The 20,749-nt window shown below is 70.4% G+C and carries 22 protein-coding genes and 2 pseudogenes; 13 read left to right on the top strand and 11 right to left on the bottom strand.

Translation table 11 applies throughout. From position 1 onward, the window contains the following. The first annotated feature begins 50 nt into the window (after window positions 1-50). Entirely contained in the window at window positions 51-881 is an 831-nt protein-coding gene (locus tag JOE53_RS13620; protein WP_233449581.1) for a hypothetical protein, read from the top strand. Between the two features lie 211 nt (window positions 882-1,092). Here the strand turns inward: JOE53_RS13620 and JOE53_RS13615 are convergent. Next, window positions 1,093-1,356 (bottom strand): annotated as a pseudogene (locus JOE53_RS13615) (MerR family DNA-binding protein); the annotation flags it as partial. A 58-nt stretch (window positions 1,357-1,414) separates the two neighbouring features. Here JOE53_RS13615 and JOE53_RS13610 point away from each other — a divergent pair. Continuing rightward, a protein-coding gene (locus JOE53_RS13610) for an IS3 family transposase (RefSeq protein ID WP_204946851.1) occupies window positions 1,415-2,661 on the top strand; the annotation gives its coding sequence in 2 pieces (ribosomal slippage) (window positions 1,415-1,727 and window positions 1,727-2,661; 1,248 coding nt in all). Between the two features lie 39 nt (window positions 2,662-2,700). Here JOE53_RS13610 and JOE53_RS13605 read toward each other — a convergent pair. Continuing rightward, a pseudogene (locus JOE53_RS13605) lies at window positions 2,701-2,838 on the bottom strand (MerR family DNA-binding transcriptional regulator); the annotation flags it as partial. A 116-nt stretch (window positions 2,839-2,954) separates the two neighbouring features. Here JOE53_RS13605 and merA point away from each other — a divergent pair. Then, a complete protein-coding gene (gene merA, locus JOE53_RS13600; RefSeq protein WP_036286088.1) occupies window positions 2,955-4,379 on the top strand; it encodes a mercury(II) reductase in 1,425 nt (474 codons plus the stop codon). Continuing rightward, on the top strand, window positions 4,289-4,786 hold the full coding sequence (gene merB, locus JOE53_RS13595) for an organomercurial lyase (protein ID WP_025104814.1): 498 nt from the start codon (window positions 4,289-4,291) through the stop codon (window positions 4,784-4,786). Before merA ends, merB begins: the two co-directional genes overlap by 91 nt. 503 nt (window positions 4,787-5,289) lie before the next feature. Here merB and JOE53_RS13590 read toward each other — a convergent pair. The 5 genes from JOE53_RS13590 to JOE53_RS13570 are packed head-to-tail and all read right to left on the bottom strand — an operon-like array spanning window position 5,290 to window position 10,410. Beyond that, complete coding sequence (locus JOE53_RS13590) at window positions 5,290-7,203, bottom strand: heavy metal translocating P-type ATPase (RefSeq protein ID WP_204948025.1); 1,914 nt, start codon at window positions 7,201-7,203, stop codon at window positions 5,290-5,292. After that, complete coding sequence (gene cmtR, locus JOE53_RS13585) at window positions 7,200-7,559, bottom strand: Cd(II)/Pb(II)-sensing metalloregulatory transcriptional regulator CmtR (RefSeq protein ID WP_060960787.1); 360 nt, start codon at window positions 7,557-7,559, stop codon at window positions 7,200-7,202. The genes JOE53_RS13590 and cmtR overlap by 4 nt, the downstream gene beginning before the upstream one ends. Before the next feature lie 26 nt (window positions 7,560-7,585). Next, window positions 7,586-8,128, bottom strand: a complete 543-nt coding sequence (locus JOE53_RS13580; RefSeq protein ID WP_081767967.1) for a type II glyceraldehyde-3-phosphate dehydrogenase — start codon at window positions 8,126-8,128, stop codon at window positions 7,586-7,588. Between the two features lie 39 nt (window positions 8,129-8,167). Beyond that, window positions 8,168-9,823 carry an ABC1 kinase family protein gene (locus tag JOE53_RS13575; RefSeq protein WP_005049568.1) on the bottom strand — a complete coding sequence of 552 codons (1,656 nt, stop codon included), beginning with the start codon at window positions 9,821-9,823 and terminating at the stop codon, window positions 8,168-8,170. Continuing rightward, window positions 9,823-10,410 (bottom strand): AAA family ATPase, encoded by a 588-nt coding sequence (locus tag JOE53_RS13570; RefSeq protein ID WP_005049570.1) that lies wholly within the window; start codon window positions 10,408-10,410, stop codon window positions 9,823-9,825. Before JOE53_RS13570 ends, JOE53_RS13575 begins: the two co-directional genes overlap by 1 nt. Before the next feature lie 60 nt (window positions 10,411-10,470). Between JOE53_RS13570 and JOE53_RS13565 the strand changes: the two genes are divergently transcribed. From JOE53_RS13565 to JOE53_RS13540, 6 genes are all read left to right on the top strand, one after another. Next, a complete protein-coding gene (locus tag JOE53_RS13565) occupies window positions 10,471-10,755 on the top strand; it encodes a metal-sensitive transcriptional regulator (RefSeq protein WP_005049572.1) in 285 nt (94 codons plus the stop codon). A gap of 45 nt (window positions 10,756-10,800) precedes the next feature. Then, the gene (locus tag JOE53_RS13560) at window positions 10,801-11,151 is read left to right on the top strand and encodes a heavy-metal-associated domain-containing protein (protein WP_005049574.1); all 351 of its coding nucleotides are present in this window, start codon (window positions 10,801-10,803) and stop codon (window positions 11,149-11,151) included. Beyond that, window positions 11,148-13,436: a heavy metal translocating P-type ATPase gene (locus JOE53_RS13555; protein ID WP_005049576.1), complete on the top strand. Its 2,289-nt coding sequence runs from the start codon at window positions 11,148-11,150 to the stop codon at window positions 13,434-13,436. Before JOE53_RS13560 ends, JOE53_RS13555 begins: the two co-directional genes overlap by 4 nt. Before the next feature lie 25 nt (window positions 13,437-13,461). Beyond that, the gene (locus JOE53_RS13550) at window positions 13,462-13,740 is read left to right on the top strand and encodes a YHS domain-containing protein (protein ID WP_204948024.1); all 279 of its coding nucleotides are present in this window, start codon (window positions 13,462-13,464) and stop codon (window positions 13,738-13,740) included. Window positions 13,741-13,769: 29 nt separating this feature from the next. After that, window positions 13,770-14,387 (top strand): hypothetical protein, encoded by a 618-nt coding sequence (locus JOE53_RS13545; RefSeq protein ID WP_204948023.1) that lies wholly within the window; start codon window positions 13,770-13,772, stop codon window positions 14,385-14,387. A gap of 275 nt (window positions 14,388-14,662) precedes the next feature. After that, a complete protein-coding gene (locus JOE53_RS13540; RefSeq protein WP_233449580.1) occupies window positions 14,663-15,268 on the top strand; it encodes an alpha/beta fold hydrolase in 606 nt (201 codons plus the stop codon). 28 nt (window positions 15,269-15,296) lie between these two features. On the opposite strand, the gene JOE53_RS13535 is transcribed toward JOE53_RS13540, so the two are convergent. The 4 genes from JOE53_RS13535 to JOE53_RS13520 form a co-directional block, all read right to left on the bottom strand. Further along, window positions 15,297-16,025: a cytochrome c biogenesis protein ResB gene (locus JOE53_RS13535; RefSeq protein ID WP_373876964.1), complete on the bottom strand. Its 729-nt coding sequence runs from the start codon at window positions 16,023-16,025 to the stop codon at window positions 15,297-15,299. After that, window positions 16,009-16,899 carry a prolipoprotein diacylglyceryl transferase gene (lgt, locus tag JOE53_RS13530; protein WP_204948022.1) on the bottom strand — a complete coding sequence of 297 codons (891 nt, stop codon included), beginning with the start codon at window positions 16,897-16,899 and terminating at the stop codon, window positions 16,009-16,011. Before lgt ends, JOE53_RS13535 begins: the two co-directional genes overlap by 17 nt. After that, window positions 16,899-17,570, bottom strand: coding sequence for a M23 family metallopeptidase (locus JOE53_RS13525; protein WP_005049595.1), 672 nt, complete (start codon window positions 17,568-17,570; stop codon window positions 16,899-16,901). The genes lgt and JOE53_RS13525 overlap by 1 nt, the downstream gene beginning before the upstream one ends. Before the next feature lie 394 nt (window positions 17,571-17,964). After that, complete coding sequence (locus JOE53_RS13520; protein ID WP_204948021.1) at window positions 17,965-18,420, bottom strand: DUF6153 family protein; 456 nt, start codon at window positions 18,418-18,420, stop codon at window positions 17,965-17,967. A 164-nt stretch (window positions 18,421-18,584) separates the two neighbouring features. On the opposite strand from JOE53_RS13520, the gene JOE53_RS13515 reads away from it, so the two are divergent. The 3 genes from JOE53_RS13515 (at window position 18,585) to JOE53_RS13505 (ending at window position 20,748) form a co-directional block, all read left to right on the top strand. Next, entirely contained in the window at window positions 18,585-19,055 is a 471-nt protein-coding gene (locus tag JOE53_RS13515; protein WP_036286051.1) for a DUF6153 family protein, read from the top strand. Between the two features lie 100 nt (window positions 19,056-19,155). Beyond that, window positions 19,156-19,770 carry a DUF305 domain-containing protein gene (locus tag JOE53_RS13510; protein ID WP_056207384.1) on the top strand — a complete coding sequence of 205 codons (615 nt, stop codon included), beginning with the start codon at window positions 19,156-19,158 and terminating at the stop codon, window positions 19,768-19,770. Window positions 19,771-19,887: 117 nt separating this feature from the next. Further along, window positions 19,888-20,748, top strand: coding sequence for a F510_1955 family glycosylhydrolase (locus JOE53_RS13505; protein ID WP_060959933.1), 861 nt, complete (start codon window positions 19,888-19,890; stop codon window positions 20,746-20,748). Window position 20,749: the final 1 nt, after the last annotated feature.

Below are 20,749 nucleotides of genomic sequence, written 5' to 3'. Positions count from 1 at the left end.
TCCTCCGTGAGCTCGCCGATGGCACGCTGCCCCTCACCGCGGACGCGATCATGACCAGAGCGCACGCCGGCCAGTCCGTGGCATTCCTGCTCTCGCTCCTCATCCGCTCAGGCGTGCTGCCCGATTTCGACATCCAAGCGGCGAGGTTCGAGCACTGGTTCCAACGGTGGCTTCCGACCGTCCCCCATCCCGAGGACCGGCTCCTCCTACGGCGGTACTGCACCTGGGAGCTGCTGCCGTCGGGCAGATCACTCAGGGGCAGACCAGCTACGGCCGTCCGATCCGGCTCCACCTATCAGAAGGTGCGTGCGGCGCTGAAGCGGTGCGCGGCCCTCCTGCAGCAGATCCGCGCGAGCGGCGAAACGCTGACGACATACCCGCAGCGATCTCTCGACGGCTTCCTCACCGGTTCGCCCTCACAACGGGATGCCCTCGCGCCGTTCACCCGGTGGCTGCGACGGCACCGCCTGAGCCGCCTCCGGGTCGAGTTCCGCAGCCATCGCCTCGAAGGGCGCGACTACGCCGCCGACCATCGGTGGACGATGGCACGCGCGTTCATCACGCGAGACGACATGGATCCCGTGACGCGAGTCAGCGGATTGCTCGTCCTGTTCTACGGGCTCCACCTGACCCGCATCGCAGCGATCACCCGCGCACAAGTCGATACGACCGCGCGCCCCATGACGCTGACGGTCGGAACTGAACCGATCGAGCTGCCCAAGTCCTCGCCGAAGCAATGGTCCAGCTGCTCGACGGCAACCGCTCCGACACTTGGCTCTTCCCGGGCAGGAACCCGGGCCGACCGATCACCCCCGGGCCGCTCAGCCGTCGACTCCGTCAAGAAGGACTCCTCGCCGGCAGCGCTCGTGTCACCGCGCTGATGGACCTCACCCGACAACTGCATCCTCGAATCGTGTCCGACCTGCTCGGCATCACGGCGTCATCAGCTGCCGCCTGGGCACGCCTCTCCGGGGGCGAATGGTCCGACTATCCCGCGCTGCGCTCAACCTCGACCTGAGCACCAATGGCCTCCCGCTACGCTTGCGCCTCCAGTGGGACTGCCTGAATTATCGGACAGACCCCCGGGCTTGGCTACAGATAGCGGCAGACCTGATCCGAGCTGCACGTGTCGGGCTCGACGTGCTCGGCCTGGTCGCGGAGCCCGGCGAGGGTGTCGCGCAGGTCGTGGAGCTGCCTGAGCTGCTGGTCGATATCGGTGAGGCGTGCGTCGAGGAGGTCGCGGACGTGGCTGCAGGGCGCTTGGCCGTGGTCGCGGATGTGGAGGATCTGCTGGATCTGGGCGAGGGTGAGTCCAGCGGCTTGGCCGCGGTGGATGAAGTCGATTCGGGGGCTTGACCCCTGATCTTGGACACGCTGATTCCAGCACGATGCTGGGGAAGCGAGAATCTGAGGGATGGCAAGGAAGAACTACACGGACGAGTTCCGGCAGCGTGCGGTGGATTTGTACGAGTCCACGCCGGGCGCGACGCTGAAAGCGATCGCGGCCGATTTGGGGATCTCCCGTGGTGCGTTGAAGGAATGGGTCGACAAGCTCGGATCCGGGACCGCTGCGGCCGGTTCGGTGTCGCCGCCGGTGTCGGTGCGGTCGGAGTCGCAGGCGGCGAGGATCATCCGGTTGGAAGCCGAGTTAGCGGTCTCGAGAGCGGAGCAGGTCAAGCTCGAGACGGAGCGGGACATCCTCCGTCAGGCGGCGAAGTATTTCGCTGCGGAGACGAACTGGTGAACCGCTTCCAGTTCGTCGAGGACCACAAGGACGCCTACGGCGTGAAGCGGTTGTGTGAGGTCATCGAGATCGCCCGGTCCTCGTTCTACGCGTGGCTGGCCGCAGCCCCGGGACGGGCCGCGCGAGCCGCGGACGACGCCCGGTTGGCGGCACGGATCCGGGTGCTGCAGGACCCCGCGCAGGGTGGTGACCGCGCCTACGGGGCACCGAGGATCACTGCCGACCTCAACGACGGCGTCCCCGCCGCCGGGCGGGTGAATCATAAGCGGGTCGCTCGGGTGATGCGGGAACACGCGCTCGCGGGGATCCGACTGCGCCGCCGGGTGAAGACCACGATCCCGGACCAGTCCGGACGGAAGTTCCCCGACCTGGTCGGGCGGGACTTCAGCACCGGGGAGCCGAACCGCAGGTATGTCGGCGATATCACCTACCTCCCCATCGCGGACGGCAGCAACCTGTATCTGGCGACCTGCATCGACCTCGGGTCGCGCAAGCTCGCCGGCTGGCAGGTCGCCGACCACATGCGCACCGAACTCGTCGAAGGCGCTCTCCGCGGCGCGCACCGCGACCGCGGATCGCTGGCCGGCGCAGTGTTCCACAGCGACCACGGCTCGGTCTACGCGTCGAAAGCCTACGCAGCACTCTGCGAGCAGCTCAAGGTGACCCAGTCCATGGGCGCGGTGGGCACGAGCGCCGACAACTCGCTGGCCGAGAGCTTCAACGCCGCGCTCAAACGCGAGCTCCTCCAAGGCGCGTCGGCGTTCCCCGATCAAGCCACCGCCTACCGGGCCGTGTTCCGGTGGACGAACCGATACAACACGCGCCGACGCCACTCCGCGATCGGCCAGATCACCCCGAACAGCTACGAGAACACCTACGCGGCCGCGAGATCAGCTACCCTCACGGAAGCGGCATAACCGAAATGACACCGTGTCCACGATCCGGGGTCAAGGCCCTCGGGCGATGGTCTCGGCGGTGTAGTTGCGGTAGCCGCTGGGCGTGCGCCCGGCCGGCGGCAGGAGCCCCTGGTCCTCGTAGAACCGCAACGTCTTCGCCGTGGTGCCGGCCGCGTCGGCGAGCTCTCCGATCCGCATTCCCCGCCCCCCCCTTTTCGCTGGTCGCAAATTTCGTGCTTGACCTTCCCCTGTGGTGGAAGGTTCATGATGAGTGTATCAGCGGGATGTTCCAAGATGTCCAGGGAGGAATAAGGATGCCATCGAGGTTTGATCTGGCCGTGATTGGGTCGGGTGGCGCGGCATTCGCCGCGGCGATCCGCGCCACCACACTGGGAAAGTCGGTGGTGATGATCGAGCGCGGCACGTTGGGCGGCACGTGCGTGAACACGGGGTGCGTTCCGTCCAAGGCGCTGCTCGCGGCCGCCGAGGCCCGCCACGTGGCCGCGGATGCGGGCTCCCGGTTCCCGGGGATCGCCGCCACCGCTGGCCCGGTAGACATGCACGGGCTGGTGGGTGGCAAGCAGGACCTGGTCGAGGCGATGCGGAGTGAGAAGTACATCGACGTGGCAGAAGCCTACGGCTGGCCGGTCCGCCAGGGCGAGGCGGCGTTCGCCGGCACGCCGGATGCGTCGGTCCTCGAGGTCACCGCCGCGGACGGCACCGTCGAAACCATCGAGGCCGCCCACTACCTCATCGCCACAGGCTCCCGCCCGTGGGCTCCTGCCATCGAGGGGCTGGACGGCGTCGACTTTCTCACCTCGACGTCGGCGATGGAGCTGTCCGAGGTGCCTGACTCGCTGCTGGTGCTCGGCGGGGGCTATGTGGCGCTGGAGATGGCACAGTTGTTCGCCCGGCTCGGCTCGAAGGTGACTCTGCTGGTGAGGTCCCGGCTGGCGTCGAAGGAGGAGCCGGAAGTCTCCAAGGCGTTGCAGGAAATCTTCGCCGACGAGGGCATCCGAGTGGTCCGCCGCGCCATCCCCACCCGCGTCACCCGCGACCCGGGCACCGGCCAGATCGTCGCCGCGGCCGAGGTCTCGGGCGGCGTGCAGGAGTTCCGTGCCGACGAGATCCTCGTCGCGCTCGGCCGCGCCCCGGTCACCGACGGGCTCAACCTCGAGACCGTGCAAGTGAAGACCGGCGCGGCCGGAGAGGTCGTGGTCACCGACCAGTTGCAGTCCTCCAACCCTCGCGTCTGGGCGGCTGGGGATGTCACCGGGCACCCCGAGTTCGTCTACGTCGCAGCCCGGCACGGCACGTTGGTCGCCGAGAACGCCTTCACTGACGCCAGCACGTCGGTCGACTACACGCGGATGCCGCGGGTCACATTCACGAGCCCTGCCGTCGGCGCGGTCGGGATGACCGAGAAGGAGGTCATCGCGGCCGGGATCCGCTGCGACTGCCGTGTCCTGCCACTGGAGTACGTGCCCCGCGCGCTGGTGAACCGGGACACCCGCGGGTTCATCAAGATGGTCGCCAACGCGGACACCGGCGAGATCCTCGGCCTCACTGCGGTCGCCAAGGACGCCGGCGAACTCGCCGCCGCAGGTGTCCACATCCTCGGCAAGACCATCACCGAGGTCGCCGACGCGTGGGCCCCGTACCTGACCACGGCCGAAGGCATCCGGATCGTAGCCAAGGCCTTCACCACCGATGTGTCGATGCTGTCCTGCTGCGCCTGACCGCGCGCCAGACAGCGGATCCACCCCATCAGAAACTGGAGCCTCGCCCGCTCCTCGATCGGCCCGCCCGGGTCGAATCGATCTCCCCGGCCAGCGGCGACACGATCCGCGTCACCGTCGACTCGACCGCCGGTGTCACTAGCGTGGAACCGGCGACCGCGGTGGTGTCCTTGGTCAGCCCCGAGGCCATGCACTCGATTCGCTCCTCGTTCTGCAACCAGGTCCACTACTTCGCTTCCCGCGAGGACGCCGCCGGATGGCTCACGGAACACCCGATGGCCCAAATCCTCACGGTCGCCGATGCCTTCGAGGTTGGCAGCACCCTGATCACCGAGATGCTCGAGCGCCCCCGGACCGGTGCCGACGAACTGTCTGGAAGCTGCTGCGGTCCCGAGACCTGCTGCTGAGACGGCACCACGAGAGGACAGAACACCAATGCCTCCCAACCAGGACGACCAGCGAGGCGGCCGTGGCCTGCTCCTTGGGGCCGTCGCCGCACTGCTCGTGGTCGGCTGCTGCGCCCTCCTTCCACTTCTCGTCGTCGGAGGCACGATCACAGGGATCGGCACCCTCCTCCGCAACCCGTGGGTGATCACGGGCGGTGCCGCACTCCTGATCCTCGCGGTGGTTGCAAGCATCGTGATGACAGCGCGTGCCAGGCGACACCGCCGCGAAAACGACCCCGACTGCTGCCCGCCCCTTCGCCCGACCATAACGAAGACAGACCCGAGGCGAAGGGAAACCGGAACCAAATGATCATGGCCATTAGACCCCGGCATACGGCCCGCCCGATAGGCCCCTAGCCAGCAGGCAAGTCGCCGATCAACGCGCGCGAACTCTGATGTGAAATCTAAAGGTCATCCGCATGGTCCCGGATCAAGCCGTCACGCGGCGGCGACGTCCTGCGCGGTCACGTGCTTGCCTTCCGCGTCGACGCGGCGCGCAGGCCGTTGAGGATCACGATCACCTCGGCGATCTCGTGCACCAGCACCACCGCCGCAAGCCCCAGGACGCCAAAGAGGGCGAGCGGGAGCAGGGCGGTGATGATCAGCAGCGACAGGATGATGTTCTGGTTGATGATGTGCCGCCCCCGACGGGCATGGGCGAACGCGCGCGGGAGAAGCCGCAGATCGTGACCGGTGAAGGCCACGTCGGCCGACTCGATCGCGGCGTCGGAGCCCGTCGCGCCCATCGCGATCCCGATGTCCGCGGCGGCCAGCGCAGGGGCGTCGTTGATGCCGTCGCCGATCATCGCGACCGGCCCCTTCGCACCGAGCTCTGCGATCGCGGCGGCCTTGTCTTCGGGGCGCAGCTCGGCGCGGACGTCATCGATCCCTGCATGCGCAGCGAGGGCGCGGGCGGTGCGGGCGTTGTCGCCGGTGAGCATGGTCACCCCGATGCCCTGGGTCGCGAGGGTGCGGACCACTTCAGGGACCTCGGGGCGCAGCTCGTCGCGGACGCCGATCGCGGCGACCGGGACGCCGCCGCGGTGGACGATCACGACTGTCATGCCCTGCTCCTCCAGCCCCGCGACCCGGTCGCCGAGGGTCCCGGCGTCGAGCCAGCGCGGGCTGCCGACGGTGATCCGCGCGCCGGCGAGCTCGCCCTCGACGCCGTGCCCGGCCTGCTCGGTCACGCCCTCCGCCGCAGGGGCATCCGGCGCTGCGGCGGTGATCGCGGCGGCGAGGGGGTGGGTGCTGTGCTGCTCCAGAGCGGCCGCCCACGCCAGCGCCTCCGCCTCGCTCACACCGTCCACGGTGAGGACGGCGGTGACGGCGGGCTCGTTGCGGGTGAGGGTGCCGGTCTTGTCGACGGCGACGTGGCGGATCACGCCGAACCGCTCGAACGCGGCACCGGACTTGATGATCACGCCGAACTTGCTCGCCGAGCCGATCGCCGCGACCACGGTCAGCGGCACGGAGATCGCCAGTGCGCAGGGCGATGCCGCGACCAGCACGACCAGGGCGCGGGTGATCCACAGCTCCGGGTCGCCGAGCAGCGAGCCGATGATCGCGACCAGGGCTGCGAGGATCAGCACGCCCGGGACGAGAGGGCGGGCGATGCGGTCGGCGAGGCGGGCGCGGTCGCCCTTCTCCGCCTGAGCCTTCTCCACGAGGTCGACGATCGTGGTCAGTGAGTTGTCGGTGCCTGCCGCGGTCGTTTCGACCTCCAGTGCCCCGGCGGTGTTGATTGCGCCGGCGGAGACGGCATCGCCGGGTTCGACCTCGACCGGGATCGACTCCCCGGTGATCGCGGACGTGTCCAGGCTGGAACGTCCCGTGCGGACGACGCCGTCGGTCGCGATCCGCTCACCCGGCCGCACCAACATCAGCTGCCCGACAGCCAGATCCTTCGCGGCGACCTCGACCGAGACGCCGTCGCGGCGGATGGTGGCGGTCTCCGGGACGAGCTTGAGCAGTGCCCGCAGCCCGCCGCGGGCACGGTCCATCGCCTTGTCCTCCAGCGCCTCGGCGATCGAGTACAGGAATGCCAGCGCTGCGGCCTCCTCGACGTAGCCGAGGATCACCGCGCCGACCGCGCTGATGGTCATCAGCAGCCCGATGCCGAGCTTGCCCTTGAAGAGGTTCCGGATCGCGCCCGGCGTGAACGTCGACGCGCCCAGCAGCAGGCCGATCCAGAACAGCACCAGCGCAGGGATCTCCATCCCGGACCACTCCAGCGCCAGACCGGTGAGGAACGCCACACCGGAGAAGACCGGGACCATGATCCCGCGGTCCCGCCACCAGGGGCGCTCCGCCTCCTCGGCCTCTTCGCCGACTGCGGTCTCAGGCTCGTCGTGCTCGCAGCCGCACGCCGCGCTCACGCGCCCGCTCCCGTCCCGCAGCAGCCCGGCACCGTGCACGAAGCGTCCATGCAGGGCGCGTGCTCGTCCACCGCGAGCGTCACGTCCACCAGCGCGGTCAGCGCCGCCGCGAGGTGCGGGTCCGCGATCTCGTAGCGCGTCTGCCGCCCTTCCGGCTCGGCGACCACGATGCCGCAGTCGCGCAGGCAGGTCAGGTGGTTCGAGACGTTCGAGCGGGTCAGCTCCAGCTCACGCGAGAGCACCGCCGGGTAGCTGGGGCCGTCGAGCAGGGTCATCAGTATCCGGGAGCGCGTCGGGTCCGCCATGGCCCGGCCGAGCCGGTTCATGACGTCGAGACGTGGAGCAATGGTCAGCATGCACTGATCATACAGTGTTGACTGAACTAATCCCAGGATGAATAGTGCACCCTGCGACATTCGGCCCTACCAGTAACCCCGCGGGCGCGCAGCAGCAGCCCGGCGTTTTCGAGCGCGCCGAGGACGCGGACGATGCTGGTGGTGTTGCAGGACACCACCCGGGTCAGGTCCCGGCCGAGCGCGGTGGCGTAGTTGGCCTGGGCGACGAAGGAGTGCCCGGTGGTCGAGTGCGCTTCCCCGCCCTGCACGATCACCTTTACTCCCGCCGCCTGGTAGCGGGGCAGGTTTCCGGCGGCGACGTGCTTGGGGGTCGTATCGACGATCACGTCGCTCTGCGCGAGGAGATCGTCGAGGGTTCCCTCGGGGCGGATGCCGGTGTCCACCATGCCGCTGTGCGCGTCGGGGGTGGCGGCGAATACGGGCAGCCGCGGGACGGCGGATTGTATTCGCCAGTCGGTGACGATGTCCGCGACGCCCACCAGGTGCATGTCGGGTTGGGCGTGGACGGCGTCGGCGACCCTCTTGCCGATCACTCCGTACCCGTTGACGCCGACTCTGATCCTGTCCATCTTCGTCTCCTTTCGTGGTGTTCTTGAGCCGTGCGCGGGTCAGGGGCGGGGTCGGCGGCGCCGCAGCGTCCACAGCAGATAGCTGCCGAGGGCGCCGATCGTGCCGGTCCCGGCGCCGATCAGGACGCCTTCCCGGGAGCGCCATTTCGTGTTCCCGCCGACGAGGGTGCCGATCCCGCTGATCAGCGCGGCGGCGATCATTCCCGCGACGACACGGTTGCCGACGCGTTCGGCGCGCCCGACGAGAGGTTCCAGCTCCGTCGCGCGTAGGTGCACCTCGAACCCGCCGTCTTCGAGGAGATGCCGGAGCCGGCTCAGGGTGGCGGGCAGCTCGGTGAGCAGTGCCCCGGTGTCGGCTCCCGCGCGCGCCCATCGCCGGGCCAGAGCCGGCAGGGACAGCTGGGCGCGGGTGAGCTGCTCAGCGTAGGGCTGCAGGGCGTCGAGCATCTGGAAGTCCGGATCCAGCCGCGCCGCGGTCCCTTCGGCCATCATCAGCACTTTGAACAGCAGCGCCGTCTCCTGCGGAAGGTGCAGCTGGTGCTGCTGCAGGATGCCGAGCAGCTGCTGGAGCATGATTGCGAGGCTGATCTCCGACAGCGAACGGCCCCGGTAGCGGGCCGTGAACGCGGTGATCGCCTGCCGCAGCCCTGCCCGGTCGACGACGTCGGCGGTCCGGGAGAGTTCTGTCAGGGCGGTGGTGAGGGTGTCCGGGTCGTCGCGGGTGAAGGCGAGCACGATGCCGGCGAGGCCGTCCGTGGTCTGTTCGGTGAGCTCCCCGACCATCCCGAAGTCGATCAGCGCGAGCGCGCCGTCGGGCTGCACGAACATGTTCCCGGGATGGGGGTCGGCATGGAAGAACCGGTTGTCGAACACCATCGTGAGCACGATGTCGGCACCCAGCCGCGCGAGTGCGACCCGGTCGATGCCGGCGGCGTCCAGGCCCTCCAGGTCGTCGATCCGCACCCCGCTCATCCGCTCCAGGGTCAGCACGCGCGAGGTCGTGGTCTCCCCGTGCACGCGGGGAATCCGCACCCGCGCCGCGTGGGCGAACTCCTGCGCGAACCGTTCGGCGTTGCGGGCCTCCTGCAGGTAGTCCAGCTCGGCACGCAGCGTGCGGGAGAACTCCTCCACCAGCCCGGGCAGGTCGTACTGCCGGATGGCATCCCAACGCCGGTCGGCGCGGTCGGCGAGGTTGCGGAGAATGTCCAGGTCTTCATGCACCTGCGCGACCACGCCGGGCCGGCGCACCTTCACGACGACCTCGGTGCCGTCGTGAAGAGTTGCCGCGTACGCCTGCCCGATGGACGCCGCCGCCAGCGGCACCGGGTCGAACTGGGCGAACACGTGCTCTGGGTCGGCGCCGAGCTCTTCACGGAGCACGTCCCGAATGCCCTCCCACGGTGCCGCGGCGACGTCGTCCTGCAGTTTGGCGAACTCGGCGACCCATGCCGCGGGGAGCAGATCGTGCCGGGTGGAGAGGATCTGGCCCAGTTTCACGAACGTCGGCCCGAGCTCCTCAAACGCGACCCGCACATGCTCGGGGTTCGTGTAGGGGTCCTCCTGCCGGGCGTGTCCGAGGGCGCCGCGGTGGAACGGCACCAAGCCGCCCAGGCCCAGCACGCCGGCCAGGACGCCGAGTCCGTGCCGGCGCAGCACGGCCCCGATCTGCCGGTACCGGCTACTCCCCGCGCCCATCAGCTCACGCCCCTCTCGGCTGGAGTGCCGACCGATGCTCGTTCGAGGATGAAGTCGACGCGCGCGTCGGGGGCGAGTGCGGGGACGGTGACGACGGGAAAGCCCAGCTCCTGGTACACCAGCCCGAGCAGGTCGTGGATGCGCCGCTGCGCGGCGGGGTCCTCGGTGCGCGCGTAGTCGGGCGCCAGCGGGAGCAGGTCAAGCAGGAACACCGTCGCGTACCGGGCGCCGGCCAGCGCGCCCAGCAGGGCGGTGCCGGGGGCGAGGCCGAGGAAGCGGTAGTAGGCGAGCGAGTCCGGCAGAGCACGGTCCAGGAACACGGTCTGTTGCGGGTCGAGGGAGCGTTCCTGCTCGATCTGCATGTCGACGACGGCGCGCTGGAACTCGCTCTGCCGTGCCCGCACCTCCGCGGTGCTGCGCCCGGTGATCCGTTGCAGGTCGATGTAGTGGCGGGCGTGCTCGATCGTGGTCGTGTACCCGCGGCCCCGCAGCAGGTTGACCGTGGTGGTCTTGCCCGAGCTGGGACCGCCCGTCACGACGTGCCAACGGGTGGTCTGTGCGGGCCGCGGCTCCTGGATGCCGGTCATGACCTCACCCTACACCCTGTACCCCTACAGGGTATGGTAGATTGTGGGTGGAGGTGCGAGATGGCACACGGGTATGTGGACAACAAGCCGGCGCTGCTGGCGCGGCTGAGCCGCGCGGAGGGTCAGGTGCGCGGGATCGCGCGGATGATCGACGAGGACGTGTACTGCATCGACGTGCTGACCCAGGTGTCGGCGGCGACGAAGGCGCTGGAGTCCGTCGCGCTGTCGCTGCTGGAAGACCACCTCGCGCATTGCGTCGCGCAGGCGACCGCCGAAGGCGGCCCGCTCGCGGAGGAGAAGCTCCGCGAGGCGAACGCCGCGATCGCGCGCCTCGTGCGCTCCTAACCTCGCCCCACTCACATCGTTCAACGCTCTTGAAGGGAGCACATCATGACCGGACAGGGATTCCAGGACCTCGGACTGCAGGCGACGAGCACCGGCGCGGGGTGCGCGTGTTGCAGCCCCACCTCACACGGCGCGGCAGCCGCCGACGCCACCGCAGTCCCGGCGACGGGTGACGTTGTGTCGGCGCAGTTCCTGGTGGAGGGGATGACCTGCTCGCACTGCGTGCGCAGCGTGACCGAGGAGGTCTCCGCGATCGACGGCGTCTCCGACGTCGCCGTCGATCTGCGCGCCGGTGGCGTGTCCACGGTGACGGTGTCCAGCGCGACGCCGGTGGATGCGGCGCGGGTGCGGGAGGCGGTGGAGGAGGCCGGCTACAGCCTCGCCTCAGCGTCATGACCACGACCACGGATGTCGATCTGGACATCAGCGGGATGACCTGCGCGTCGTGCGCGACCCGGGTAGAACGGAAGCTGAACAAGTTGCCCGGGGTGGCGGCGACGGTCAACTTCGCCACCGAGAAAGCCCGCGTGCACGCCGAGTCCCCGGTGCCGGTGGAGGAGCTGATCGCGGCGGTCGAGCAGGCCGGGTACGGAGCCTCCGTCCCCGCCCCACCGGCCACCGAAGCCCCCGATGAACAGGCCACGGTGCCGCGGGATGCGGAGTTGGTGTCGTTGCGGCAGCGGCTGATCGTCTCGACGGTCCTGGCGGTGCCGGTGGCGGTGTTGTCGATGATCCCGGTGCTGCAGTTCACCTACTGGCAGTGGCTGACCCTGACCCTGGCGGCCCCGGTGGTGGTGTGGGGAGCGTGGCCGTTCCACCGCGCCGCGGCGATCAACGCCCGCCACGGGGCCGCGACGATGGACACCCTGATCAGCCTCGGCGTGCTGGCCGCGTTCGGCTGGTCCCTCTACGCCCTGTTCTTCGGCGGCGCCGGCATGCCCGGGATGCGGATGAGCGTCACCTTCGTCGGCACCCCGCAGTCCGGCGGTCACGAGGTGTATCTGGAGGTCGCCGCCCTGGTGACGGTGTTCATCCTCCTCGGCCGCTACCTGGAAACCCGCGCCAAGCGGCAATCCGGGGAAGCCCTCCGCGCCCTGCTGGAGCTCGGCGCGAAAGACGCCGTCGTCCTCCGCACAGGTAGCGAACAGCGCGTCCCCGTCGCCCAGCTGGTGCCCGGCGACATCGTGGTGGTGCGGCCCGGGGAGAAGATCCCCGCCGACGGTGTCGTCACCGAGGGTGTCTCCGCGGTGGACGAGTCGATGCTGACCGGCGAGTCCGTCCCCGTCGAAGTCGCCCCCGGCTCGAAGGTGGTCGGAGCGACCGTGAACACCGGCGGCCGACTGCTGGTAGAGCTCACCCGGGTCGGCGCGGACACGGAGCTGGCCCGGATGGCCAGGCTGGTGGAGGAGGCGCAGACCGGGAAGGCGCAGGTGCAGCGCCTCGCCGACCGGGTCTCCGCGATCTTCGTCCCCATCGTCATCGCCCTCGCCATCGTCGCGTTCACGGTGTGGCTGCTGGTCGGCGCCTCCCCGGAGGTCGCGTTCACCGCCGCGGTGACGACGCTGATCATCGCGTGCCCCTGCGCGCTCGGGCTCGCGACCCCGACCGCGCTGCTGGTCGGCACCGGGCGAGGCGCGCAGCTGGGCATCCTCATCCGCGGACCGCAGGTGCTGGAGCAGACCCGCCGCATCGACACCGTGGTGCTGGACAAGACCGGCACCATCACCGCCGGCACCATGACCGTGACCGCCACCCACCCCGCCGCAGGGACCGACGAGACGGAGCTGGTGCAGGTCGCCGGGGCGCTCGAGCACGGCTCCGAACACCCCATCGGCCGCGCCATCACCAACGCGGCCAGCGGCCCGCTCGCGGCAGTGGAATCGTTCGCCGCGGTGGCCGGGCAGGGCGTGCAGGGCATCGTCGACGGCCGCCTGGTCGCCGCCGGCCGCGCCTCCTGGATCACCACCCAATGGGCGCTCCCCATCCCCGCCGAGCTCGCCGACACCATCGCGGCGGACGAGGCTGCGGGGGCGACGGTCACGGTGGTGGCGTGGGACGGGCAGGTGCGCGGGGCGATCAGCGTCGCCGACACCATCAAACCCACCAGCCGTGAGGCGGTCACCCGGCTCCGAGAGCTCGGGTTGACCCCGATCCTGCTCACCGGCGACAACCCCGGCGCCGCCCGCGCGATCGCCAACCAGGCCGGGATCGAGGACGTCCGCGCCGGGGTCACCCCACAGGGCAAGCTCGACACCATCCGCGACCTGCAGGCCGCGGGCCGGGTGGTCGCGATGGTCGGCGACGGCGTCAACGACGCCGCAGCCCTCGCCGCCGCCGACCTCGGGATCGCGATGGGCACCGGCACCGACGCGGCCATCACCGCCGCGGACCTGACCATCGTCTCCGGCGACCTGATGCTGGTCCCGGACGCGATCCGGCTGGCCCGGCGCACCCTGGGCACGATCAAGGGGAACCTTTTCTGGGCGTTCGCGTACAACGTCGCCGCGATCCCGGTCGCGATGCTCGCCCTGCTCAACCCCATCCTCGCCGCCGCGGCAATGGCGTTCAGCAGCGTGTTCGTGGTCACCAACAGCCTCCGCCTGCGCCGCTTCCGCCCCCTGCCCACCCCGACCCGTGCCGGCGCCCCCGCCACCCGAGAGCCCGCGCCCGTCCAGGCCTAACCATCGCTCGAGAAGGAGACACACCATGTCCCACGACCACGACCACTCCGGGCACGACCACACGCACGGGCACGACCATGGAGGACACGAGCATGGTGCGCACGAGCATCACCATCACGAGCCGCCGGCGGGGGCGACGAACCTGGTGACCTGTCCGGTGATGCCCGGCAACCAGGTCGACCCGGCCTGGGCCGAGCAGCGCGGCCTGTTCCGCGACTACCAGGGCAGCCGGTACTGGTTCTGCTGCGCCGAGTGCGGGCCGCTGTTCGACGCCGACCCCGCCCGCTACACAAACGCCGCCTGACCGGCCAGACAACCGGTCGGAGATAGAGGGTGGACACGGCGATCGGGCTGGTGCAGGCCTACCTGCGGGTCAACGGCTACTTCACCGTCGCCGAATACCCGGTGCTGGATGCCACCGGGCTGGCCGGGCCGCGCACCATCACCGACCTGGACATCCTCGCCGTGCGGCTGCACCGGGCACCGGGAGCGTCCGGGACCGTCGACGCACCGCTGGACCCGGCGCTGGGCGCCGGGGGCGGGGCGGACATGATCGTCGGCGAGGTCAAGGAGGGCCGCCCGCACCCCAACCCGGCGATGCGTGACCCGGCGGTGCTGGAAGCCGCGTTCACCCGGTTCGGGTGCTGCGCCCCGACCGATGCCGCCCGGCTGGTCGCCGAACTGCTGGAGACGGGACGGACGGTGGCGCCGGAAGGGCACACGATCCGCACGGTCGTGTTCGGCAATCCCACCTCCCCGCCCGGCTCGCGGGCGCCGTGGCACACCATACCGTTCGCCCGGGTGCTGCGTTACCTAGAAGACCATCTCAGCGCGCACTGGGGGATCCTCGGCCGCACTCAGATCAAGGACGACACCCTCGCCCTGCTGGCCCTGCGGGAGAAAGCCCACCGCGCCGCGACCGGCGCCTCCCGCCAGGGCACGGACCGGTAGGGGGTGGGTCGTGACCGGGTCTGGTGTGCACACCCAGGGGGAGCCGGTGTGGGTGCGCACCCGTGACGGGCGCGCCCTGTATGCGATGGTGCTGCCGGGTCCCGCCGGGGGCCACCGGGGTGCCGACGGTGGTGTTCGAGGCGGGATCGGCGGCGACCCGGTCCACCTGGGCGTCGGTGCAGACCCGGGTCGCCGCGTTCACGCGGGCCGTGGTGTATGACCGGGCAGGGCTGGGCCGGTCCGTCCCGGATAGTGCAGGGCACACCCTGGACCGGATGGCCGACGACCTGAACGATCTGCTGGACGGCCTCGAGCCGAGCAGCGGGTTCGTGCAGGCGGCCCGATCGTGCGGCAGGCAGCAGACCGGCCGCCCGGACCGGGAGGCCGGTCTGGTGCTGGTGGATCCGACCGACGAGGCAGCGACCCAGCAGTTCGGTGTGCCGTTCCGGGTCGGGGAGAAGATCGTGATCGCCGTGGAGTGGGTGCTGGCCCGGGTGGGGTTGCTGGAGCGGTTCTTCCGGTTCCTCGGGGAGGGGATGCCCGAGGATGTGCGGGCGGATCTTCACCGGGAGGCGTTCCGGCCCGCGGTGGTGGTCACCCAGGGTCGGCAGGCGCGCACGTTCCTCACCGAGCTGCACGCCTGGCGCGGCGACCCGCCGGTGCTGCCCGATGTCCCGGTCACCGTCATCTCCGGCAGTCTCGCGGACGGGATGCCGCGACGGGTCCGGGATGCCGCGACCGCCGCCGGGCGGTATCGGGCCGCACAGTCCCGGCAGGGCCGGCACGTGGTCGCTGCCCGCTCCGGCCACTACATCCCCGCCACAGAACCGGACCTGATCGCTGCGGAGATCCGCCGCCTCGTCCTCCCGCCCGTCGGATAGCCCCGGGTTGTCTGGCGGGCATGCCTGGTCAGGCCACGGCAGGGGGGCGTCGCCGCCGGGCGATCGCACCGGTGAGGGCGAGACCACCCAGCCCACCCCATAGGGTGACAGTGGAAACGCCTTGCCCGATGAGGACGGCGGGGGTGAGCCCGGCGCGCAGGTCGGTGTCGGCGATCATCGCCCCGGCCTGTCCGGCGGGCAGACCGGTGAGGGTGCTGCCGTCGCCGCGGACCCGGCGGGTGCGGTACCGCTGCCGACGCAGCGCCTTCTCGGCCGCGTCCAAGACCGCACCGGGGGGCGTGTCGGGGAGGACGCGGCGGGTGTGGGCGGGCAGGCGGGACAGGTTGCGGGGGGTGGCCGGGGGCGGGGCGAGCAGCGCGGTCAGGTGGTGGCGGATGCGGGGGATGACGCAGCCGATCAGCGACGCGAACAACAGCAGGTAGATCGCGGAGAACCACACCGACCCGAACACGTCGTGCAGCTGCAGCAGGTCCACCGCCCACATCCAGCCCGGGTTGGTCTTGTCGAACTGGATCACCCCGTTCGGGTCGGAGGAGCGTTGCGGGATCAACGACCCGGGGATCGCGGCCACCGCGAGCAGCAGCAACAACACCAGGGCGGTGCGCATGCTGGTCAGCTGCCGCCACGCCCACCGCGCCCACCCCGACACGCTCAGGCGCGGATTCGTGGGCTCGTCCACCGGCCGGTCGACGTGATCGGCGGGCAGCTGCGGGGCCTGCTCACTGCGGATCGACACGCGCATCCCCCCTCCCCCGGACGGGTGCGCGGCGGCGGGCGCGCCAGGAGGCGTGGGCGAGCAGCCCGACCCCCAGTACGGCGGCCACCAGGGCGGTGAGCACGTTCGCTTTCAGTCCGCCGGCGAGCAGCTCGGTGGGATCCAGCCGGATGGACTCCAGCACCGCCCGCCCCGCCCCGTACCACAGCAGGTACACGCCCAGACTCCGCCCGGCGCCCAGCGTGATCCGGCCGTGCCGGCGGCGGTGCTGCTCGAGCAGCACGATCACGGCGGCACCGGCCAGGTTCCACAGCAGCTCGTACAGGAACAGCGGATGAAACAGGGTCCCCGCCGGGGTCCCCGGCGGGATCGCGGGGGCTGAGGGGTCGATCTGCAGCCCCCACGGTAAGGTGGTGGGCGGGCCGAACAGCTCCTGGTTGAAGTAGTTCCCCAGCCGTCCCACCGCCTGGGCGACCAGCATCCCCGGCGCGAGCGCGTCCAGGAACAGCAGCACCGGGATCCCGGCGCGACGGGTGCCGATCACAATCCCGACCAGCCCGCCCAGGATCGCACCGAAGATTGCGATCCCGCCTTCCCAGATGTAGAGCACCCGCCACAGGTCCACGCCAGGGAAGAAGTAGTCGCCGGGATGGGTGAGCACATGGTAGATCCGGGCGCCGAGGATCCCGAACGGCACCGCCCACATCGCCACATCCACCACGACCCCGGCCGGGTGCCCGACCGCCCGCAGCCGACGGCCGGTGATCAGCACCGCCAGCACGATCCCGGCCAGGATCGCCAGCGCGTAGAACCGGATCTGGAACGGACCGACCTGAACGAAGCTGATCCCCGGGCTCGGGATCAGCGCCGGAGCCACAATGAGGAGTGCGTCCATCAGGGCCTCACCCTCGCCGGAAGCCACGCCAGCGGGTCCACCGCTTCGCCTCCGGTGCGGATCTCGAAGTGCAGGTGTGCGCCGAAGCTGCGTCCACTGTCCCCGACCCGGCCGACCATCTGCCCCACCCGCACGGTCTGTCCCGGGGTCAGGGCGAGGGACCCTTCCCGCATGTGCGCGTACGCGCTTTCCACGACCTGCCCGTCGATCTCGTGCCGGATCACCACGTACACCCCGTACGCGCCGCCCTGCTCCGTCGCGGTGGTGACCACCCCGTCGGCGATCGCCTGGATCGGGGTGCCGATCCCGGGGGTCATGTCCAGTCCGGCATGGAAATTTGAGCAGGACGGGCATGGCGGGGTGCGGTACCCGAACGTGCTGCTGATCGGCACTCCCACGGTGAACGGCCACTGCACCGCCGATGCCGGGTCGTTGGTGAATGTGTCCGCGGTGTGCGCGTACGACTCGGTCCCGACGGGGGCGGTCACCGCCACCGTGTAGTCCCCGCGCACCATCACCGTCCCGGTGACGGTGTCGGGGGTGGTGAACGACTGGGCGCGCACCGGGGTGCGGGTCGCCTCGACGGCGAACACCGGCTCCGGCGTCAACGGGATCAGCAACGGCAGTCCGGCGATCGACGCGACCGGGAGCATCACCGCGCCGGCGAGCATCCGGGATCGGGTGAGCGTGCGGCGCGGCGCGTGTCGAGGTGTCCGGACGGCACGGGTGGGCCGACGGCGTCGATCGCGTCGCGTCTGGACGGGTGGGGAAGACAGGGCGGCTCTCGCCGCACGGCGCGTTCCGGTACCGGGAGTCGGGGTGGAGGGGGCGGGTTCGGGCATACAAGACTTTCCTGGATGAGGGGGACGATGAAGGTGCGCACGGTCGCCGTCACACGGTCCAACCGGGAGCCGCGGCCCGGAGTGCACGGCGAGAATCCGGGATCGGATCACCCATGGCGCTGCCGCAGACGGGTCGCGCTCGCCTGCGGGCCGCACATCGTGGACCGTCGGCGACATCACGCGCCGGCGGCGGCTCAGGCGGCGGGCGCGGGCGGGGTGCTGATCAGGTGCGGCTGATCGACAGCACGATCAGGGAGGGCCGCAGAAGAGGCGACCCGGACGTGAACGAGCTCGACCTGCCGGGGAGGGATCGCAGCCACTCCAGCAGCGACATCCACCCGTCCCGGGCCGGGAGCACCAGGATGAGCAGGGTCAGCAACGCGAGCAGACACGTCACGGCAGCGAAAGCATGAGACGTCCCGCAGACCGTCTCATCGCACGAGGGCGTCACCACCCCGCTGACCAGGACATCAGCGGCGGCATCGGGGGCCACAACGACTGCGGAGGCGGACACGACAGTGCCCGCCTGGTCCTCTTCCAGACTCAGCGAATGCATCGCAAGCAGCCCCGCGATGATCGCGGTCACCGCGGCCAGGTAGAACCACAGGGCACGCCGGGACCCGAGTGCCCGCCGTCGCGCCACCACCTGGTTCACCGTCGACGCCCCTTCCTCGATCACGCCCAGCATACCCCGGGCGGGTAGCCATCCCCGAAGCGATACCCATCCTGGATACCCCGGATGGGTATATGCTGAGTGGTAGGGGGCACGCGCTCCCGTGCGTGGTGTTCTGACCGTGTCGCGGAGGCAAGGCACCGCTACCCTGGACGGGAAGGAGGTCGGTCGTGAACGTGATTCGCTCGCACGCGCGTCTGACCCCCGGGGTGCGACGGCTCCTGCTGGCCGCTCCGATCGCCCTGGCGATCATCACCGGGCTGCTGTCCATGCACGTCCTGACCGGTTCCCACCAGCCCGCCCTGGCATCAGAGACCAGCGCGATGAGCACGCACAGCCAGGTCGGCTCCGCACCAGCCGCCGCCGACGATACGCCGATGACCGCAGCTGCGGCGGAGGGCGCTGGAGGGCATTGCCAGGACGGGTGCGGCAGCCCTGCGGGGATGCCGGATCACTCGATGCTGATGATGGTGTGCGTGCTGGCGCTGCTGGCCGCGGTGATCGTCCTGCTCGCCCCGACGTCCCGTGCCCTTCTCACATACGCCGTAGCCCGCTCGCGCTCCCATACCCGGACTCTGCTGGTCGGATTGCCGCATCCCCGCCCGCCTTCACTGCTTGTCCTGTCCATCAGTCGCACCTGATTCCGCCTGAACCCCGGCGACCCTTGCCGGGGATGCTGCACCCTGCCCTCCCGGGCACTGAATCAGACCCTCACCGACTGAATAGACAAGGACACCCCTGATGCGTTTTCGTACTCTCACGCTGACCGCCGGCGCCCTGGCCACCGTGCTCGTGCTCGCCGGCTGCGCCCCCACCGACGGCACCATGCCCGGCATGGACCACGGACCCGGGGGGATGACCAGCACCGCCCCCTCCCAGTCCGCCGCCGCGTTCAACGCCGCGGACGAGATGTTCGTGACCATGATGATCCCGCACCACCAGCAGGCCATCGAGATGGCCGATCAGATCCTCGCGAAAGACGGCATCGACGAGCGAGTCGTCTCCCTCGCCGAGCAGATCAAGGCCGCACAGGACCCGGAGATCCAGACCATGAAGGGCTGGCTGGAGGAGTGGGGCGTCCCGTACGACGACTCCATGTCCGGGATGGACGGCATGGACATGGGCGGCGGGATGATGTCGGAGGACGACATGGCCGCTCTGGATGCCGCGACCGGGGTCGAGGCGACCCGCCTGTTCCTGAACGGCATGATCGCTCACCACCAGGGCGCCGTGACGATGGCGCAGTCGGTGCTCACCGACGGACAGAACCCGGACGTGGCCGCCCTCGCGCAGCAGATCATCGACGGGCAGACCGCCGAGATCACCACGATGCAGGACATCCTCGCCAGCCTCTGACCCGGTACCCCTCGGACGGGACCCGCGCTCCCGATGCCGGTCCCGTCCGAGGCCCCACCCTCGACCCCTGTGCGGTCACCGGTATCCGGCGTACCCGCACGGAAAGGACCTCCGTTCATGATCTCTCCCACCACCCGCAGACTGGCGATCACGGCCACCGTCACCGTCGCGCTGCTGCTCACGGGCTGCAGCACCACCCCTGCGGAGCCCGATGCCCCCGCGGGCACCGCGGCCGGGTTCGGGCATGTGCACGGCATCGTCGACGCCGGTGACAGCACCGTGCTGCTGGGCACCCACACCGGCCTGTACACGCTGGGCGAGGACGGCACCGTCACCGGCCCGGTCGGTGGCATCGACCTGGACGCGATGGGACTGACCGCTACCGGTGACACCCTCTACGCGTCCGGGCACCCCGGCCCGTCCACCCCGGCGGAGCTCGGCGCCCCCAACCTCGGCATCATCCGCAGCCTCGACGCCGGCGCCTCGTGGGAACCGGTCGCGTTCACCGGGGAAGAGGACTTCCACGTCCTCACCGTCACCGGCGACGGCACCCTGTACGGGATCGGATCCTCCCGGCTGCTGCTGCGCACCAGCAGCGACGGCGGGCAGAGTTGGGCGGACGGTGCCGAGCTGCCCGCCGTCGACCTGGCCGCCGCGACCGACGGCACCCTGTACGCCGCCACCCAGGACGGGCTGCAGCACAGCACCGACGGTGGCGCCACCTTCACCCCGGCGCCGGACGCGCCAGTGCTGTACCTGGTGGAGACCGACCCAACCGGTGGGGTGGTCGGAGTGGACACCGACGGGACGTTGCGACGCCTAGTCGGCACCGGCTGGGAGAACGTCGGCACCACCACGGGAACCGTCCAAGCCCTCGGGGTCACCGGGGACGGTGCGATCGTCCTGGTCGATGACCGCGGCGTGGTCTGGATCCGCGACACCACCGCCACCGTTCTCATCCCGGCGGCAACACCATGAC

The organism is Microbacterium laevaniformans (assembly GCF_016907555.1).
Taxonomy (GTDB): domain Bacteria; phylum Actinomycetota; class Actinomycetes; order Actinomycetales; family Microbacteriaceae; genus Microbacterium; species Microbacterium laevaniformans.
Note: the sequence above shows the minus strand (reverse complement) of the source record. Positions and strands in the feature narration are given on the sequence as shown.

Excerpts from the sequence above, each read along its gene's own strand:
- JOE53_RS13620 (WP_233449581.1), top strand. The coding sequence starts at position 51 with ATGACCAGAGCGCACGCCGGCCAGTCCGTGGCATTCCTGCTCTCGCTC.
- JOE53_RS13570 (WP_005049570.1), bottom strand. The coding sequence starts at position 10,410 with ATGACCGGCATCCAGGAGCCGCGGCCCGCACAGACCACCCGTTGGCAC.
- JOE53_RS13555 (WP_005049576.1), top strand. The coding sequence starts at position 11,148 with ATGACCACGACCACGGATGTCGATCTGGACATCAGCGGGATGACCTGC.
- merA (WP_036286088.1), top strand. The coding sequence starts at position 2,955 with ATGCCATCGAGGTTTGATCTGGCCGTGATTGGGTCGGGTGGCGCGGCA.
- JOE53_RS13575 (WP_005049568.1), bottom strand. The coding sequence starts at position 9,823 with ATGGGCGCGGGGAGTAGCCGGTACCGGCAGATCGGGGCCGTGCTGCGC.
- JOE53_RS13510 (WP_056207384.1), top strand. The coding sequence starts at position 19,156 with ATGCGTTTTCGTACTCTCACGCTGACCGCCGGCGCCCTGGCCACCGTG.
- cmtR (WP_060960787.1), bottom strand. The coding sequence starts at position 7,559 with ATGCTGACCATTGCTCCACGTCTCGACGTCATGAACCGGCTCGGCCGG.
- JOE53_RS13525 (WP_005049595.1), bottom strand. The coding sequence starts at position 17,570 with ATGCTCGCCGGCGCGGTGATGCTCCCGGTCGCGTCGATCGCCGGACTG.
- JOE53_RS13580 (WP_081767967.1), bottom strand. The coding sequence starts at position 8,128 with ATGGACAGGATCAGAGTCGGCGTCAACGGGTACGGAGTGATCGGCAAG.
- JOE53_RS13565 (WP_005049572.1), top strand. The coding sequence starts at position 10,471 with ATGGCACACGGGTATGTGGACAACAAGCCGGCGCTGCTGGCGCGGCTG.
- lgt (WP_204948022.1), bottom strand. The coding sequence starts at position 16,899 with ATGGACGCACTCCTCATTGTGGCTCCGGCGCTGATCCCGAGCCCGGGG.
- JOE53_RS13560 (WP_005049574.1), top strand. The coding sequence starts at position 10,801 with ATGACCGGACAGGGATTCCAGGACCTCGGACTGCAGGCGACGAGCACC.
- JOE53_RS13505 (WP_060959933.1), top strand. The coding sequence starts at position 19,888 with ATGATCTCTCCCACCACCCGCAGACTGGCGATCACGGCCACCGTCACC.
- JOE53_RS13550 (WP_204948024.1), top strand. The coding sequence starts at position 13,462 with ATGTCCCACGACCACGACCACTCCGGGCACGACCACACGCACGGGCAC.
- JOE53_RS13540 (WP_233449580.1), top strand. The coding sequence starts at position 14,663 with ATGGCCGACGACCTGAACGATCTGCTGGACGGCCTCGAGCCGAGCAGC.